This window comes from Collimonas pratensis (assembly GCF_001584185.1).
In the GTDB taxonomy this organism is placed as follows: Bacteria; Pseudomonadota; Gammaproteobacteria; order Burkholderiales; family Burkholderiaceae_D; genus Collimonas; species Collimonas pratensis.
Genome location: NZ_CP013234.1, coordinates 774,490 through 789,809, shown reverse-complemented (window position 1 = coordinate 789,809; position 15,320 = coordinate 774,490). Strand labels below are relative to the sequence as shown.

Sequence of the window (15,320 nt, the reverse complement as noted above, 5' to 3'; positions counted from 1 at the left end):
GCGGTTGGGCTCAGTGCGAGCAAGCCGCGCTCATTCGCGGTTGCCGATGGTGATCACCCGCATCAGCAAGCGATACAGGAAAAAAGCCGTGCCGTGCCAGGCACGCGCCTGCCATGACAGGTTGTCGAAGGCATCGACGGCGACGGCATCGCCGTCGGCGATGCCGATCTCTATCTGCTGCCGCAATGCCCGGGAAAAATCAGCATCCCTGATCACCACATTGGCTTCCTGGTTCACCAGCAGGCTCAAGCCGTCGAAATTGCTGGAGCCGACAGTGGCCCAGTGTTCGTCAACCACCGCCACCTTGGCGTGCAGCGTGGTCTTGCGGTATTCCACAATCTTGACGCCGGCCTTCATCAGTTTCGGATAATAAGACTGGCTCACCGCATCCTGCAGCCGATAGTGGCCTACTCCCAGCAGCAAGGTGACTTCGACCCCGCGCCGGGCAGCCTCCTCCAGCCCGCGTCGCAATTTCCGGCCGGGGGCAAAATAAGGACTGGTCAGCAAGGCGCTTTGGCGCGCATGTCCCAACGCCTGCAGATAGGCGCGCTGGATGGTGCGGCGGTTGCGCAGGTTATCGCGCAGCACCAGGCCGGCCAGCGCCGGTCCGTGGGCATCGCCTGGGCGCCGGATACGGCTGCGCTTGAATTGCTGCAGGCGCGCCAGCAATTTCATTTCGCCCAGCCGCAGCCATTGCGCTTCCAGTTCAAGATGGATGGTGGCCACCAGCGGACCGCTGATGCTCACCGCAAAATCCCAGCGCGGCGCCGGCAGCGGCAGACGTAAATCGTCATCGGAGACCATGTCGTCGATGATATTCAAGCCACCGACAAAGCTGATGTGGCGGTCGACCACGCACATCTTGCGATGCATCCTGGCGACGCCGCGCCGGAACCACGGGTTGAAAGCGCGATACATGACGCCGCTGGCCTCGAATTCCTGTTGCAGCGACAGCGAGCGCACGCGGCCGCTGCCGAGCCAGTCGGTGATCACGCGCACGGTGACACCGCGCTGCGCCGCGCGCGTCAGCGCTTGCTGCACCGAGTCTGCGGTGGCGTCGGCGGCGAAGATGTAGGTTTCCAGGTAAATTTCGACGCGGGCGGCATCGATCGCGGCAATCAGCGCCGGGAAAAAGGCGGCGCCATTGTGCAGCAGCGTGATGTGATTATCCGCGCTGAAGCTTACCGCGCGCATGCAATGGAAAAAGCGAACAAGAAGAGAAACGGCATGCGGACGATCTTTCTGAAATCATGGTTGAAGCCGGCGCAGGCGACGGTGTTTAACGCAATCTGAGCGTCGCTACGATAGGCGCGTGGTCCGACAGTTTTGCCCATTCCGCACCGTGCAGGACTTCCGCCGATTCTACCGTAAAGCCGCGCAGATAAATCCGGTCCAGCCGCAGCCATGGAAAGGCGGCGGGAAAAGTCCGCGCCGGCTTCAGCTTGGGCGTGCGTCCTATCAGCTGCCGCAGGTAGGAGCCGACGCCTTGCATCATGCCGGCGCTGGCGATGCGCTCATCGAATATTTCGGTCACATCCAGCCGCGCCCGCAGAAAATCGCTCAGGCGATTGCCCCAGTCGTTGAAATCGCCGGCGATGATCAGCGGCGCATCCGGCGGAGAAGAACTGCGCACCGCTTCGATCAGGGCCGCGGTCTGGCGGCGCCGGCCGCCGCCGAACAAGCCCAGGTGCACCACATAGCAGTGGACATCGACGGTCGGGGTTTTCAGGACGCAATGCAGGATGCCGCGCGCCTCGTAGGCATGGTCGGAGACATCCTGGTTGCTTTGCGAAGCGATTTCGAAACGGCTCAGCAAGGCGTTGCCATGATGGCCGTGATCGTAGACGGCGTTCATGCCGTAAGCGGCGTGATGCGAATCGCCAGCCAGGAAATCATGCTGCGGCTGCTCCGGCCAGTGCGCGGCGTGGCGCGCCGCCAGCAAGTCGTGCCGTCCCTGCACTTCCTGCAGGAAGAACACGTCGGCCTGCATTCGCGCCAGCGCCTGCTTCAGGGCGTGCACTCGCGGCCGGCTGCCGAGCGAGGAAACGCCCTTGTGGATGTTGTAGGTTGCGATGCGCAGTTTCATGGAGGATACGGCTTACTGTTCAAGGTGATGCGGCAATTGCAGGATAGCCTCGGCGTTGGACGGCGAAAAACACGCATCGGCGGCCTCGCGGTAAGGCAGCCACTTGTATTGCAAATGCTCGCGCGGCGCCAGCGTAACCGGGATGCCAGCCGGCACCAGCAAGCCAAACACGTGCTCGGTATTCTTGATCACGCCCGGCGCATAGCGATGGCGCCACACCGGATAAATTTCGTAGATATTCGCCACCCGCCAGTCGCTCAGGTTGGCGGCCGGCACGCCGCCGCCGTCGGCGATCACGATGCCGGTTTCTTCCTGTACTTCACGGCTTGCTGTCGCTGCAAGCGCTTCCTCGGGGAAATCCTTGGACCCGGTCACCGACTGCCAGTAATCCAGCTTGTCGGCGCGCTGCATCAACAACACCTGCAAGTCTTCCGTGTAAATAACCACCAATACCGATTCGGGAATTTTATACATGCAAATAAGCAAAAAAATGAGGTTGCGTCAGCGTAATCCGGCAAGCGCAAGATCATGCCAGCCATGCTACACCACCGCCGCCAGCGGCTGAGTGGCCGGCCACGCTTAGCAGGCTGGGCAAGGTTGTGCTGCAATGAGCCGGTCTACGCAAAGCACTACTATAAACCGGTTTCGGGAGGCGTAAAAAAAGCGCGGAAAACCGCGCTTTTTAATGACTGCTTTGTCTCTGAAAATCAGACTACTTTCGCTTCTGGCGTACGCAGGCGGATATGCAATTCTTTCAATTGCTTTTCGTCGACTTCCGACGGCGCTTGCGTCAACAGGCATTGCGCGCGCTGGGTCTTCGGGAAGGCGATGACGTCGCGGATCGACTCGGCGCCGCACATCATGGTGACGATACGGTCCAGGCCGAAAGCCAGGCCGCCATGCGGAGGCGCGCCGTACTGCAAGGCGTCGAGCAGGAAGCCGAATTTCAGCTGTGCTTCTTCGGCGCCGATATTCAGGGCACGGAACACCTTGCTCTGCACTTCGGCGCGGTGGATACGGATCGAACCGCCGCCCAGTTCCCAGCCGTTCAAGACCATGTCGTAGGCCTTGGCGATGGCCTTGCCCGGATCGGTTTCGATGAAATCTTCGTGGCCGTCTTTCGGCGATGTGAACGGATGGTGCAAGGCATTCCAGCGGCCGCTGTCTTCGTCGTATTCGAACATCGGGAAGTCGACCACCCACAGCGGACGCCAAGTGTCGTCGAACAGGCCGGCCTTCTTGCCGAACTCGCTGTGGCCGATCTTGACGCGCAGGGCGCCGATGGCATCGTTGACCACCTTGGCTTTGTCGGCGCCGAAGAAAATCAGGTCGCCGTCTTGCGCGCCGGTCTGTTCCAGGATCTGCGCCAGCGCGGCATCGTGCAGGTTCTTGACGATCGGCGATTGCAGACCGTCGCGGCCGTTGGCCTTTTCGTTGACCTTGATGTAAGCCAGGCCCTTGGCGCCGTAGATGGCGACGAACTGCGTGTAGGCATCGATTTCCGAACGCGGCATTGCTGCCCCGCCCGGGACGCGCAGGCCGACCACGCGGCCGTTCTCCATGTTGGCGGCTCCGGCGAAGACCTTGAAGTCGACGTCTTTCATCACTGCGGTGAGATCGGTGAAGGCCAGCTTGACGCGCATGTCCGGCTTGTCCGAACCGTACAGCGTCATCGCTGTAGCGAAGTCCATGACCGGGAACGGGTTAGGCAGGTCGATATCCAGTGCGTTCTTGAACACCAGGCGGATCATGCCTTCGAACATGTCGCGGATTTCCTGTTCCGACATGAAAGAAGTTTCGCAGTCGATCTGGGTGAATTCCGGTTGGCGGTCAGCACGCAGATCTTCATCGCGGAAGCATTTCACGATCTGGTAGTAACGGTCGAAGTTGGCCACCATCAGCAACTGCTTGAACAACTGCGGCGATTGCGGCAACGCGAAGAAATGGCCGGCGTTGACACGCGATGGCACCAGGTAGTCGCGTGCGCCTTCCGGGGTCGACTTGGTCAGCATCGGCGTTTCGATATCGATGAAGCCGTTGGCGTCCAGGAACTTGCGCACTTCCATCGTCACCTTGTAACGCAGGCGCAGGTTGTTTTGCATCTGCGGGCGACGCAGGTCCAGCACGCGGTGCGTCAGGCGGGTAGTTTCCGACAGGTTGTCGTCGTCCAGCTGGAATGGCGGCGTGATCGACGGGTTCAGCACTTCCAGCTCATGCGCCAGCACTTCGATCTTGCCGGACTTCAGGTTGCTGTTGCCGGTGCCGTCAGGGCGCAAGCGCACCACGCCGGTGATGCGCAGGCAGAATTCGTTGCGTACCGCTTCTGCGTTCTTGAATACTTCGGCGCGGTCTGGATCGCACACGACCTGCACCAAGCCTTCGCGGTCGCGCAGATCGATGAAGATGACGCCGCCATGATCGCGACGACGATGCACCCAGCCGCACAGGCTGACGGTTTGGCCGAGAAGTACCTCAGTAGTGAGGCCGCAGTATTGGGTTCGCATGGACATATTCAGTTTTTCGCAGTTCAGATGTTGTACGGATGTTTTAAATTAATGTTGATGCTTGCAGCGCAGGGCTCGGCAGCGCTTGCTTATTCTATGCGCCGGGCTTGGGTCCGGTTCCCGGCGGCGAATCGACCACCAGCTTCCTGCCGGCCAGCTGCTCCGGCGCAACCACGCCCATTGAAACAATATACTTCAGGGCTTCGTCGACGCTCATGTCGAGTTCGATGGTGTCGGCGCGCGGCAGCATCAGGAAGAAGCCCGAAGTCGGATTCGGCGTGGTCGGCACATAGACGCTGACGTAATCGCCGGCCAGGTGATTCTTGACGTCGCCGCCCGGAATCCCGGTCAGGAACGCAATGGTCCACGATCCCTGGCGCGGATACTGCACCAGCAAGGCTTTGCGGAAGGCATTGCCGGAGGACGAAAACAAGGTGTCCGAGACTTGCTTGACGCTGGAATAGATCGAGCTGACCACCGGAATCCGCGTCAGCACCGCTTCCCATACCTGGACGATCTGGCGGCCGATGAAGTTGCGCGTCGCCAGGCCGGTCAGGAAAATCACCAGCAGGGTCAGGATGGTGCCAAGGCCTGGAATATCGTGGCCCAGCAAAGCCTTCGGCCGCCATTGCTCAGGCAACAGAAGTAGCGACTGGTCCATCGTGCCAATGATCAGGTTCAGCACCCACAGCGTGATTGCCAGAGGCACGAGAACCAGTAGACCGGTGATGAAATATTTACGCATGGCTTTCTTTGTCGGACGTCAGCTGCAATGCAGCCGCGCCGGGTTCAACTCGTTGACTAAGTAGACCGCCTCAGCTTGCCGCTGCCGTGCCGCCGGAACTGCTGCCGGCTGCACTGGTGCTGGCTGCTGCCGGCGCGGGCTGCTGGCGGCAGGCGCTGCCGAACCGGCGGCGGCCGCAGTCGTCGCCGGCGCAGTGACCACGGTACCCGCGGGCGCCGCCGGCTCCGCTGCACCTGCCGGCGGCACAGTCGCCCCGGCGCCGCCACGGAAATCGGTGACATACCAGCCGCTGCCCTTCAGCTGGAAGCCGGCGGCAGTCACTTGTTTCTTGAATTCGGCTTTGCTGCAGGACGGGCAAACCGTCAGCGGCTCATCGGACATCTTTTGCAGCACATCTTTGGCAAAACCACAGGCTTCGCAGCGATACGCATAAATCGGCATGGTGAAACTCCGCAAATATCTTACAAAACCCTGAATTATAAAGGTTTTTTCCAGTATACACGGGCTTGGCCGACGGCTTGTGGCGGCGACGCCATGAATTGACGCCACCGTTGCCAATTTTACATCGGATAAATCAGCGTGCGCGGATCTCGGTCCAGATGCGGTTGATGGCGCGCCGCTGCTTGCTGTTCAGGTCCTTCAGCATTTCCAGCTTGGCGAAACCGGCCTTGTCCGGAAAAATCGCCTGGTTGTTGGCGATTTCGGGCTTGATGTACTTGGCGGCGTCGGCGTTAGGATTGCCGGAACCGATCAGGTTGCTCAACTCGGCGGCATTTTTGCCATCCAGCATGAAATTGATGAATTTCAGCGCCAGGTCAGGCCGCGGCGCCGCCTTGTGGATCACCATGCTGTCCAGCGCAAGCACTGCGCCCTCTTTCGGCATGCCGTGGCGGATGCGGAATTTGCGGCCGGCTTTCTGGGCATCGACATCGGCTTGGAAAATATCATTCGAATAACCCTGCACCAGCCAAATATTGCCTACAGTTAATTCTTTGATGTAGCTGCTGCCGTTGAAGGCGGCCCAGTAAGGCTTGGCCTTGAGGATCACGTCCTTGGCTTCCTGCCAGTGCTTCTCGTCGGTGTCGTTGGCGGAATAGCCCAGGTATTTCAGGGCGGCGCCCATCAACTCGTTGGCCGAATCCAGCACGGTGACCTTGCCCTTGATCTTGGCCAGGATCTTGGGATCGAAGATCGCCGCCCAGCTATCCACCGGAATGCCCAGCTCCTTCATCTTCTGGTCGTTATAGCCCATCAGGGTGACGGTGTAGGCATATGGCACGGAAAACTTGTTGCCCTTGTCGAAATCGGTGTTCAGGTAGGCCGGGTTGACGTTCTTCAGGTTCGGCAACTGCGTCTTGTCGAGCGGCAGCAGGGCCTGCTGCTTGATCAGGGCGTCCAACGCGTTACCGGTCGGCACAATGATGTCGTAGCCTTTGGCGCCGGCCGCCAGCTTGGCCAGCATTTCCTCGTTGTCGCCGTAATAGGTCTGCACTACCTTGCATTTGCAGAAAGCCTCGAAGCGTTCCACCGTCTCCGGCGCAATGTAATTGTTCCAGTTGTACAGGCGCAGTTCGTCGGCGGCGTGGGCCGAGACACTGGCCAACAACAGGGTGGCGATAGTAAGCAGCTTTTTCATGGCTATCCTTGGATCTGATAAAGAAAATGCAATCTGAGCAAAAGCGGAAGAGTAGAAGGAACCGCTGGCCGCTTCATACTCTCGCGCATTATTTGCTGTTTTGAACGTCTTCCACCGCCTGCTGTATGGCGGCTTTCATCTTAGGGATCATCTCCGCCATCCGCGTCTGCATGAGGCCCATGGTTTTTTGCATGACAGCTGGCATTTTATTTATGTAAGCGACGCCGGCGGGGCTTTTATAAAATGCAACAAGACCATCGATTTCTTCCTGCGTGAAGCTCTCGCGATAAATTTGCACATACATTGCATGCATCTTGTCCCAGCTCATCTCATCCTTCATGAGCGCCATCATCTTGGCGGTCGAAGCATCGAGAATCTGCTGCTGCTTCGCCGACAGCGTCTTCCCCTCGGTCGCCATTGCCATCGATTGATGCATGCTTTTATCAATCGCCGGCAGCATCAAATCCATGATCTTCTCTGCATGCATCGAGTTCAGCAACTCCTCTATCGAAGCATCGCTCGGCGATGCCGCATGTACTGCGGTTGAAAAGAATACTGCAAAGAACAGGATGGAAAAGCGCCGCATGAATGATCCAGTACAGGAGGTTAACTTCAATACCAGGGGCGGCGCGAAGCCGCCCCGCTTTTGTCTAGCTTGAGCGCAAAGCGTTCGGCGCAAGCTTGGACGCGATGATTATAAGCAGCAAGGTTAAGCCCATCAACAAGGTCGAAACCGCATTTACTTCCGGCGTGACGGCAATCTTGATCATCGAATAGATCTGCAGCGGCAAGGTGGAGGCATTGGCGCCGGCAGTGAAGAAGGTGATCACGAAGTCGTCGATCGACAAGGTGAACGCCATCAAGGCCCCCGCCACCACGCCCGGCATGATCAGCGGCAAGGTCACCAGGCGGAAGGCTTGCATCGGCGTGGCGCCGCAGTCGCGCGCTGCTTCGGTCAGGCTTTCGTCCATGCCAGACAGGCGCGAGCGCACCACGATGGCGACAAAGCCGATGCAGAAAGCGATATGCGCCAACGTAATCGACAGCAGTCCCAGCGTGATATTCAACATCACAAAGAAAATCAGCAGCGAGACACCGACCAGGATTTCCGGGATCGCAATCGGTGTCAACACCAGCAGCGGCAGCAGCTTGAGCTTGTAGCGATGCATGGCAAAGCCGGCCATGGTGCCGAGCAAGGTGGACGCGGCGCTGGCCACCAGCGCGATCATCAGCGAATTGCCGGCGGCGCGCAGCATCTCCTCGTTATGGAACAGCTTGCGGTACCAGTCCAGCGTAAAGCCGACCCACTCGGCATTGAGCTGCGAGTCGTTGAAGGAATACACCACCACGATGATCAGCGGCACGTACAGGAAGGCATACACGAACAGCGCCACCAGCCACAGGCCGAGCGGACGCCGCATACGGTTCAGGTTAGCCATGGATTTCTCTCCTTGGCCTTGCCACCAGCACGGCGATGCCGGCGGCGATCAGCGCCGCTACCGTCAGGACGATAGAGAGCACGCTGCCGAACGGCCAGTCGCGGGTTTCCAGGAATTGCTGCTTGATGACGTTACCTATCATGTCGCTGCCGGTGCCGCCGAGGATATCGGACACCGCAAAAATGCCCAGCGCCGGAATAAACACCAGCGCCGCGCCGGCGTACACGCCGGGCAGGGACAACGGGAAAGTGATGCGCCAGAAACGCTGCCAGGCCGAAGCTCCGAGATCCTGGGCGGCGTCGACCAGCGCCGGATCATGCTTTTCCAGGTTGGCGTAGAGCGGCAGCACCATGAACGGCAGATGCACGTAGACCAGGCCGACAATCACCGAAAACGCCGTAAACAACAAGCGCACCGGTTCGATCCCGACCAGCCCCAACACATAGTTGACCGCTTGCGTCAGGCCGGATTGCGGGCCGAGGATGATCATCCAGGCATACACGCGGATCAGGAAATTGCTCCAGAACGGCAGGATCACCAGCAGGATCAGCAGGTCGCGGTATTTCTTCGGGCTGCGCGCAATCAGCAGCGCCAGCGGATAAGCCATCAGCAGGCAGCAGCAAGTGGTGATCACCGCATACATCAGCGACTTCAGGAAGATCGCGGTATAGATGAAATCGGAGGTGAAGCGCTGGAAGTTTTCCAGCGTCAGGTTGAGCTTGCCGGCTTCGTCGAAGACCGGCGCCAGGCCGCCGTAATCGCCGGCGTAGCGCACCGAGGCGAATACCATGATCAGGCTGGGAATGGCGAAAAACAGCAGCAGATAGAACAGCGGCGGCCCGCTGATCAGCCAGCGCGCCAGGCGGCCGCGTTTGGCGGCGTCGTTTGTTGCGGCCTTACTCATACAAGAAGTGCCCTGCGTCGAATTGCCAGGCGATGTCGACCATGTCGCCGACCTCGAAGAATTTGGCGCGGCCGGCGGCCGAGTTCGCCAGCAAGGCCTCTATCGTGGTGCCGCCTTCGGTCTGCACGATGTACACGGTGACATCGCCCAGGTACAGCAGCTCCTTGACGAAGCCCTTGAAATGGTTCTCTGCTGTGTCGGTGCCGATCTCGGCGCTGATATGGATCTTTTCCGGGCGCAGCGCCAGGGTGCCTTTCAGGCCGACCGCCGCATTCGGCGGCACGGCGCTCTTCACCAGCCCGAGGCCGGGCACGTCCAGTTGCATGGCGGCGCCGTCTATGCTGGCGATGACGCCGTCCAGCAGGTTGCAGGTGCCGATGAAATCGGCGACAAAACGGGTGCGCGGATAACTATAGATGCGCGAAGGCTCGTCCAGCTGTTCGACATTGCCGCGATTCATGACCGCGATGCGGTGCGACAGCGCCAGCGCTTCGCCCTGGTCGTGGGTGACGTAGACGAAAGTGATGTCGACTTCCTTTTGCAGGTTGATCAGCTCGATCTGCATCTGCTCGCGCAGCTTGGCGTCCAGCGCCGACAAAGGTTCGTCCAGCAGCAGCAGCTTGGGACGCGAGACCAGCGCCCGCGCCACCGCGACGCGCTGCCGTTGACCGCCAGACAACTCATGCGGAAAGCGCGCGGCGAAGCCGGTCAGGCGTACATCTTCCAGCGCCTCCTCGACCCGGATGCGGATCTGGTCGGCCGGCACCTTCGCCATCTTCAGCGGAAAGGCGATGTTGGCCGACACCGTCATGTGCGGAAACAGTGCGTAGTTCTGGAATACGGTGCAGACCGGCCGGTGTTCCGGCGGGCTGCCCACCAGGTCGACGCCGTCCAGCAGGATCTGGCCGGAATCCGGCAGATCGAAACCGGCGATCATGCGCAGCAGGGTGGTCTTGCCGCAACCCGAAGGGCCCAGCAGGGTAAAGAATTCGCCGGCTTCAATTGACAGACTGATATTGTCAACTGCGGCAAAGTCGCCAAAACGACGACTGACGTTACGGATTTCTAGCAGCGCCATATTGAGTCATTTCCAGAAGGGCGAAAAACCGCCAATTGTAGCAAGCTGACTGCAAATTATGTGAAAAAAGCCAGTGTATGTACCTTCGGACATACACTGGCTTTTTCGGCAAGCAGTCATGTAGGGTGGGCACATCGTGCCCACGCGTGAATTTCCTTCATGTACATGCCATTTCGCTGACGGGTCGGTTAATACTCCGGTTAGCGCGGGTCACGCGTGGGCACAAAGGCGTGCCCACCCTACGCCCGGCGGCGCCACTCCATCCAGCGCTCCTTGCCGGCAAATACGGCAATCGAATCCGTCACATCCTGTTCGTCGGCCAGCTCGAAATCGGCATGCAATAAGCGTTCCAGTTCGGCCCGGTCTATGCCGAACGGCGGCCCCTTGGGCGATTCGTCGAAAAAGAAAAAGCCGGCCAGGACAGCGCCGGCCGGCAACAGCGCGGCCCAGCGGCTGACGATGTCGGCGCGGCGGGCCGGAGGCAAGGCGCACAGGAAGGCGCGTTCGTAGATCAAACCGGGACGCTGCGGCGGCTCATAGCTGAAGAAATCAGCCTGCAACACGCGCTCGGACCATTTGCCCAGCACCGCCCGTGCCGCGCTGACGGCGGCGTCGGAGAAATCGATCGCGGTCACATCCCAGCCCGCTTCTGCCAGATAAGCCACTTCGTAGCCGGTGCCGCAGCCGGGAATCAGGACCGATGCCGGCTGGCTGCGCTGCACATATTGCTGCAAAGCCAGCGGCACGCCACCCGTATCCCAGGGCATGAAATCCTTCTCGAAGCGCTCGCTCCAGAAATCCGGATGCGAAGGATCGCGGCTGGCAAACTTGGGAGGAGATTCAGGCGTCGCCATGGCTACCACCAGATCGCATGGCCAAACCGCAGGTAGAGCAGCGTCAGCAGCACGCCGACAGCAATGCCGCCGCCGAGATAGACGACGATGCCAAGGAAATGATTGGTCCTGCGCTGTTCGGCCAGCAGCTGCAGCATCAGCTCGCCGCTGTGTTCGGCGCGCGGCTCGATCATGTGGGTCATGGCCTGATGCGCCAAGCGCGGCAGCTGCGGCAGCAGCTTGCTATAACGCGGCACTTCGATTTTCAGATGCTGCAGCAAGCCGCGCCAGCCCATCTGCTCGCTCATCCAGCGCTCCAGGTGCGGCTTGGCGGTTTTCCACAGATCCAGGTCCGGATCCAGCTGGCGGCCCAGCCCCTCGACATTGAGCAAGGTCTTTTGCAGCAGCACCAGTTGCGGCTGCACTTCGACATTGAAGCGGCGTGAAGTCTGGAACAGGCGCAGCAGCACCTGGCCGAAAGAAATGTCTTTCAGCGGCCGGTCAAAGATCGGCTCGCAGCAGGCGCGCACCGCCGACTCCAGTTCGTCGACCCGGGTTTCCTTGGGCGCCCAGCCCGATTCGATATGCGCTTCCGCCACGCGCTTGTAATCGCGCTGGAAAAACGCCAGGAAATTCTGCGACAGATAATCTTTGTCGAAATCGTTGAGGGTGCCGACGATGCCGAAATCTAGCGCGATATAGCGGCCGAAGGTAGCGGGCGCCACCGACACCAGGATATTCCCGGGATGCATGTCGGCATGGAAAAAGCCGTCGCGGAATACCTGGGTGAAGAAAATCTCGACGCCGTCGCGCGACAGCTTGCCGAGATCGACGCCGGCATCGCGCAGGCGATCCAGCTGCGAGATCGGGATGCCGTGCATGCGCTCCATCACGATCACCGACGGCGAGCAGTAATCCCAGTACATCTCGGGCACCACCAGCAAATCCGAATCGGCGAAATTGCGACGCAGTTGGCTGCCGTTGGCGGCTTCGCGCATCAGGTCCAGCTCATCGTGCAGATACTTGTCGAACTCGCCCACCACTTCACGCGCCTTCAGGCGGCGGCCGTCGGCCCACAGCCGCTCCACCAGGCCGGCGGCGATATGCATCAGCGCCACGTCTTCATCGATGGATTTTTTCATGCCTGGACGCAGCACCTTGACCGCCACTTCCTTGCCATCCTTGAGGACGGCAAAGTGCACCTGGGCGATCGAGGCCGAGGCTACCGGCTCGCGTTCAAAGCTGGCGAACAAGTCGTCCGGATGGGCTTTCAACGATTTTTCGATCTGCGCAATCGCCAGCTCGGAACTGAAAGGCGGTACCCGGTCCTGCAGGCGCGCCAGTTCATCGACCATATCGCCCGGCAGCAGGTCGCGGCGGGTTGACAGCACCTGGCCGAACTTGACGAAAATCGGCCCCAGCTCTTCCAGCGCCATGCGCAGGCGCTCGCCGCGCGGGGCTGAAATGTCGCGCCAGAAAATCAGGGTATCGATCAGCTTGGAAATGCGCGGCGTATCAAAACCCGACATGGCGATATCGTCCAGGCCATAACGCACCGCCACGCGGACGATTTTCAGCACTCGCAAAAATTTCAGGATCATGGGGTTTTCAATTTGTTGATGCGTTTCGCCAGGCGCTCCAGGTCGTCGCGCAGCCTGGTGACATCATTCGTAAAATCGGAGACAGCCTGCGGCCGCACCAGCATCGGCTGTTCTTCGAGAAAATATTCGGCCAGGTTTTCCGTCAGCTTCTTATGGGTCGAGCGGGCTCCGGCGATCAGCGCGCTGCCGCCGGAAACGATGCGCACGGCGGCGATATCGCCCACCAGCTTGCTCAGGTCGTGCTCAGCATCCCAGCGTAAACCCTGGCTGACCTGGGAAATCGCATTGGCGAAATCGGCGTCGCCCTCGATCTTTACGTAGGAGAAGGCGCGTTCACGATTCTGCGCAATCAGCGGCAGGTCGGCCAGGTTGACGCGGATGGTGACGTTAGGCAGATTCACCACCTGGTCATCGGTATCCGCCGGCGGCGCCTGCAGCAAGCCGTCAGCGCTGACCTGCCAGCTCAGCTTGACGGCGCCGCCGTCGAAACAGGCGACCTTGCCGGCATGCGAGGCCAGGATACGCTGCGCCCACGGCTCTTGCGCCAACAGGTGATTGACGGACGCGGTAATCGGTTTGAAATTGAATGGAGAAGTCATCGTCATAAAATAAAACCGCCCATGATTATTCATGGGCGGTCCAAGTTTATCAGTTTGTCAGCCCCAGAGCCTGTTTATGCTCCGGACCGCGGCAAATCAGCCGGCTTATCCCCTGACGGGGCCTTATGCCGCCACTTGCTGAATTCCCGCCAAAACCCAGCCGCCCTGCCCCGACAAAGGCTTGGACAGGTTCCAGACTTCAGTGAACGGTTCGGCCGAGGCTTCCGGCACTTCCTTGATCAGGCCGGTGAACTTGACGCTGGCCAGGTAATCGTTGCCGATGGTTTCGATGCCCATCAGCTCGCCATCCAGTTGCACGACGTCTGTGTTATTCGGCGAAGCACCGCGTTCCTGCAATTGCAAGCGCAGCTCGCCGAACATTTCCGGCGTGGTGAATTCGCGGATGTCGTTGATGTCGGCCTTGTCCCAGGCGGCCTGCAGGCGGATGAAATACGTCTTGGCGCTGCGGACGAAGCCGGGCACGTCGAAATCCGCCGGAATGCCCCACGGACCGCCGTGTGTGGTCGCGGACGGATCGCTTGCCTGCAATGCCGACGGCTGGAACGACGGGCCGGAATTGATGCGGGAACCGATTTCAGGCGTGAAGCCGGACGAATTATTGTCAAAACCGGCTGCCGGCAGATTGCCGCCCAGGTTAGGCGCCGAGCTGGCCCCGGAATAAGCGGCAGGCGCCGGACTGTTCTTGCGCATGACCAGGCGCACCACAAAAATCACGGCCACCGCCAGCAAAGCCATCATCAGGAATGAGCCGAAAGCGCCGCCCATGCCGAAGTGCGACATCAAGGCGCCCAGGCCGAGACCCAGCAAGGCGCCACCGAGGATACCTTTCCATGGGCTGGCAGGCTTAGGCGGAATCGCAGACGGTGTAGCGGCAGGCGCTGCCGGCTTGGCTTGATTGGCGTTGCCGAAATTCTGCGACGGCGCGCTTGGCGCCTGGCGCGAAATGCCGGAGGACTGCTTGCCGAACGAGCCGCCGCCGCCGAGACGACGGGCGTCGGCATTCGAGATAGTCATCGACAAGGTAGTTGCCACCATCAGCAACATCAGCAAAACTTTCTTCATGCGAGCTCCTACAGTTTTATGCCGGTATGCAAGGCCGCCACACCGGCAGTTAAATTGAAATACTCAACCCGCTCCAGGCCGGCATCCGTCATCATCTGTTTCAGGGTGTCCTGATCGGGATGCATGCGGATCGATTCCGCCAGGTAGCGGTAGCTTTCAGAATCATTGGCGATTTGCTTGCCCAGCCACGGCAAGACAGAAAAAGAATAGACGTCATAGGGCTTTTTCAAAGGCTCCCATACTTTGGAAAACTCCAGCACCAGCAACTTGCCGCCCGGCTTCAGCACACGGCGCATTTCCGCCAGCGCCGCATCCTTGTGCGTCATGTTGCGCAAACCGAAGGCGACCGAGACGCGGTCGAAATAATTGTCCGGGAACGGTAATTTCTCGGCGTCGCATAGCAAGGTGGGGGTAGACAAGCCATTATTCAAGAGACGATCGCGGCCGACACGCAGCATCGACTCGTTGATGTCGGTCAGCCAGACTTCGCCGGTCGGCCCGGCGCGCTTGGCGAATGCCTTGGCCAGGTCGCCAGTGCCGCCGGCGATATCCAGCACCTTGAAACCCGGGCGGATGGCGGCCTGGGCGATGGTGAAAATCTTCCAGACGCGGTGCAGGCCGGCCGACATCAGGTCGTTCATGACGTCGTACTTGGGTGCAACCGAGTGGAAAACTTCGGCGACTTTGTGGACTTTATCGTCCTCGGAGACGGTTTCGTAACCGAAATGCGTGGTGTTGGTCATGGTGGCAAGCTTGTTTTGGCAGACTTACATTATACAAGTCCCGCCAGCGCATGCTCGGCTTGCCAAATA

15 protein-coding genes and 1 pseudogene are annotated in these 15,320 nt (G+C 60.0%); all 16 read right to left on the bottom strand.

All coding sequences use genetic code 11. The features are described 5' to 3' along the window. Positions 1-30: 30 nt before the first annotated feature. The 16 genes and pseudogenes from clsB to ubiE all read right to left on the bottom strand — a co-directional run bounded on the left by clsB (position 31) and on the right by ubiE (position 15,251). Positions 31-1,194 (bottom strand): cardiolipin synthase ClsB, encoded by a 1,164-nt coding sequence (gene clsB / locus CPter91_RS03590; protein WP_061937031.1) that lies wholly within the window; start codon positions 1,192-1,194, stop codon positions 31-33. Positions 1,195-1,279: 85 nt separating this feature from the next. Further along, positions 1,280-2,086, bottom strand: coding sequence for an endonuclease/exonuclease/phosphatase family protein (locus CPter91_RS03585; RefSeq protein WP_061937028.1), 807 nt, complete (start codon positions 2,084-2,086; stop codon positions 1,280-1,282). Positions 2,087-2,098: 12 nt separating this feature from the next. Beyond that, positions 2,099-2,560 (bottom strand): dihydroneopterin triphosphate diphosphatase, encoded by a 462-nt coding sequence (gene nudB / locus CPter91_RS03580; RefSeq protein ID WP_061937025.1) that lies wholly within the window; start codon positions 2,558-2,560, stop codon positions 2,099-2,101. Between the two features lie 233 nt (positions 2,561-2,793). Then, positions 2,794-4,596, bottom strand: a complete 1,803-nt coding sequence (gene aspS, locus CPter91_RS03575) for an aspartate--tRNA ligase (RefSeq protein WP_061937020.1) — start codon at positions 4,594-4,596, stop codon at positions 2,794-2,796. 88 nt (positions 4,597-4,684) lie between these two features. Then, on the bottom strand, positions 4,685-5,335 hold the full coding sequence (locus CPter91_RS03570) for a DUF502 domain-containing protein (RefSeq protein WP_061937017.1): 651 nt from the start codon (positions 5,333-5,335) through the stop codon (positions 4,685-4,687). Between the two features lie 138 nt (positions 5,336-5,473). Next, positions 5,474-5,776 (bottom strand): annotated as a pseudogene (locus tag CPter91_RS03565) (FmdB family zinc ribbon protein); the annotation flags it as partial. Between the two features lie 133 nt (positions 5,777-5,909). Further along, positions 5,910-6,971 carry an ABC transporter substrate-binding protein gene (locus tag CPter91_RS03560; RefSeq protein ID WP_061937014.1) on the bottom strand — a complete coding sequence of 354 codons (1,062 nt, stop codon included), beginning with the start codon at positions 6,969-6,971 and terminating at the stop codon, positions 5,910-5,912. 88 nt (positions 6,972-7,059) lie between these two features. Further along, positions 7,060-7,557: a DUF2059 domain-containing protein gene (locus tag CPter91_RS03555; protein ID WP_061937011.1), complete on the bottom strand. Its 498-nt coding sequence runs from the start codon at positions 7,555-7,557 to the stop codon at positions 7,060-7,062. 64 nt (positions 7,558-7,621) lie between these two features. Continuing rightward, positions 7,622-8,410, bottom strand: coding sequence for an ABC transporter permease (locus tag CPter91_RS03550; protein WP_231880034.1), 789 nt, complete (start codon positions 8,408-8,410; stop codon positions 7,622-7,624). Next, positions 8,403-9,314, bottom strand: a complete 912-nt coding sequence (locus CPter91_RS03545; protein ID WP_061937008.1) for an ABC transporter permease — start codon at positions 9,312-9,314, stop codon at positions 8,403-8,405. The genes CPter91_RS03550 and CPter91_RS03545 overlap by 8 nt, the downstream gene beginning before the upstream one ends. Further along, positions 9,307-10,392: an ABC transporter ATP-binding protein gene (locus CPter91_RS03540; RefSeq protein WP_061937005.1), complete on the bottom strand. Its 1,086-nt coding sequence runs from the start codon at positions 10,390-10,392 to the stop codon at positions 9,307-9,309. The genes CPter91_RS03545 and CPter91_RS03540 overlap by 8 nt, the downstream gene beginning before the upstream one ends. A 239-nt stretch (positions 10,393-10,631) precedes the next feature. Beyond that, complete coding sequence (locus tag CPter91_RS03535) at positions 10,632-11,246, bottom strand: methyltransferase (protein WP_061937002.1); 615 nt, start codon at positions 11,244-11,246, stop codon at positions 10,632-10,634. Between the two features lie 2 nt (positions 11,247-11,248). Beyond that, positions 11,249-12,826 carry a ubiquinone biosynthesis regulatory protein kinase UbiB gene (gene ubiB, locus CPter91_RS03530; protein WP_061936999.1) on the bottom strand — a complete coding sequence of 526 codons (1,578 nt, stop codon included), beginning with the start codon at positions 12,824-12,826 and terminating at the stop codon, positions 11,249-11,251. After that, positions 12,823-13,431 (bottom strand): ubiquinone biosynthesis accessory factor UbiJ, encoded by a 609-nt coding sequence (locus tag CPter91_RS03525; RefSeq protein ID WP_061936996.1) that lies wholly within the window; start codon positions 13,429-13,431, stop codon positions 12,823-12,825. Before CPter91_RS03525 ends, ubiB begins: the two co-directional genes overlap by 4 nt. Before the next feature lie 117 nt (positions 13,432-13,548). Next, positions 13,549-14,508 (bottom strand): Tim44 domain-containing protein, encoded by a 960-nt coding sequence (locus CPter91_RS03520; RefSeq protein WP_061936993.1) that lies wholly within the window; start codon positions 14,506-14,508, stop codon positions 13,549-13,551. A gap of 8 nt (positions 14,509-14,516) precedes the next feature. Next, entirely contained in the window at positions 14,517-15,251 is a 735-nt protein-coding gene (gene ubiE, locus CPter91_RS03515; RefSeq protein WP_061936990.1) for a bifunctional demethylmenaquinone methyltransferase/2-methoxy-6-polyprenyl-1,4-benzoquinol methylase UbiE, read from the bottom strand. Between the last annotated feature and the right edge of the window lie 69 nt (positions 15,252-15,320).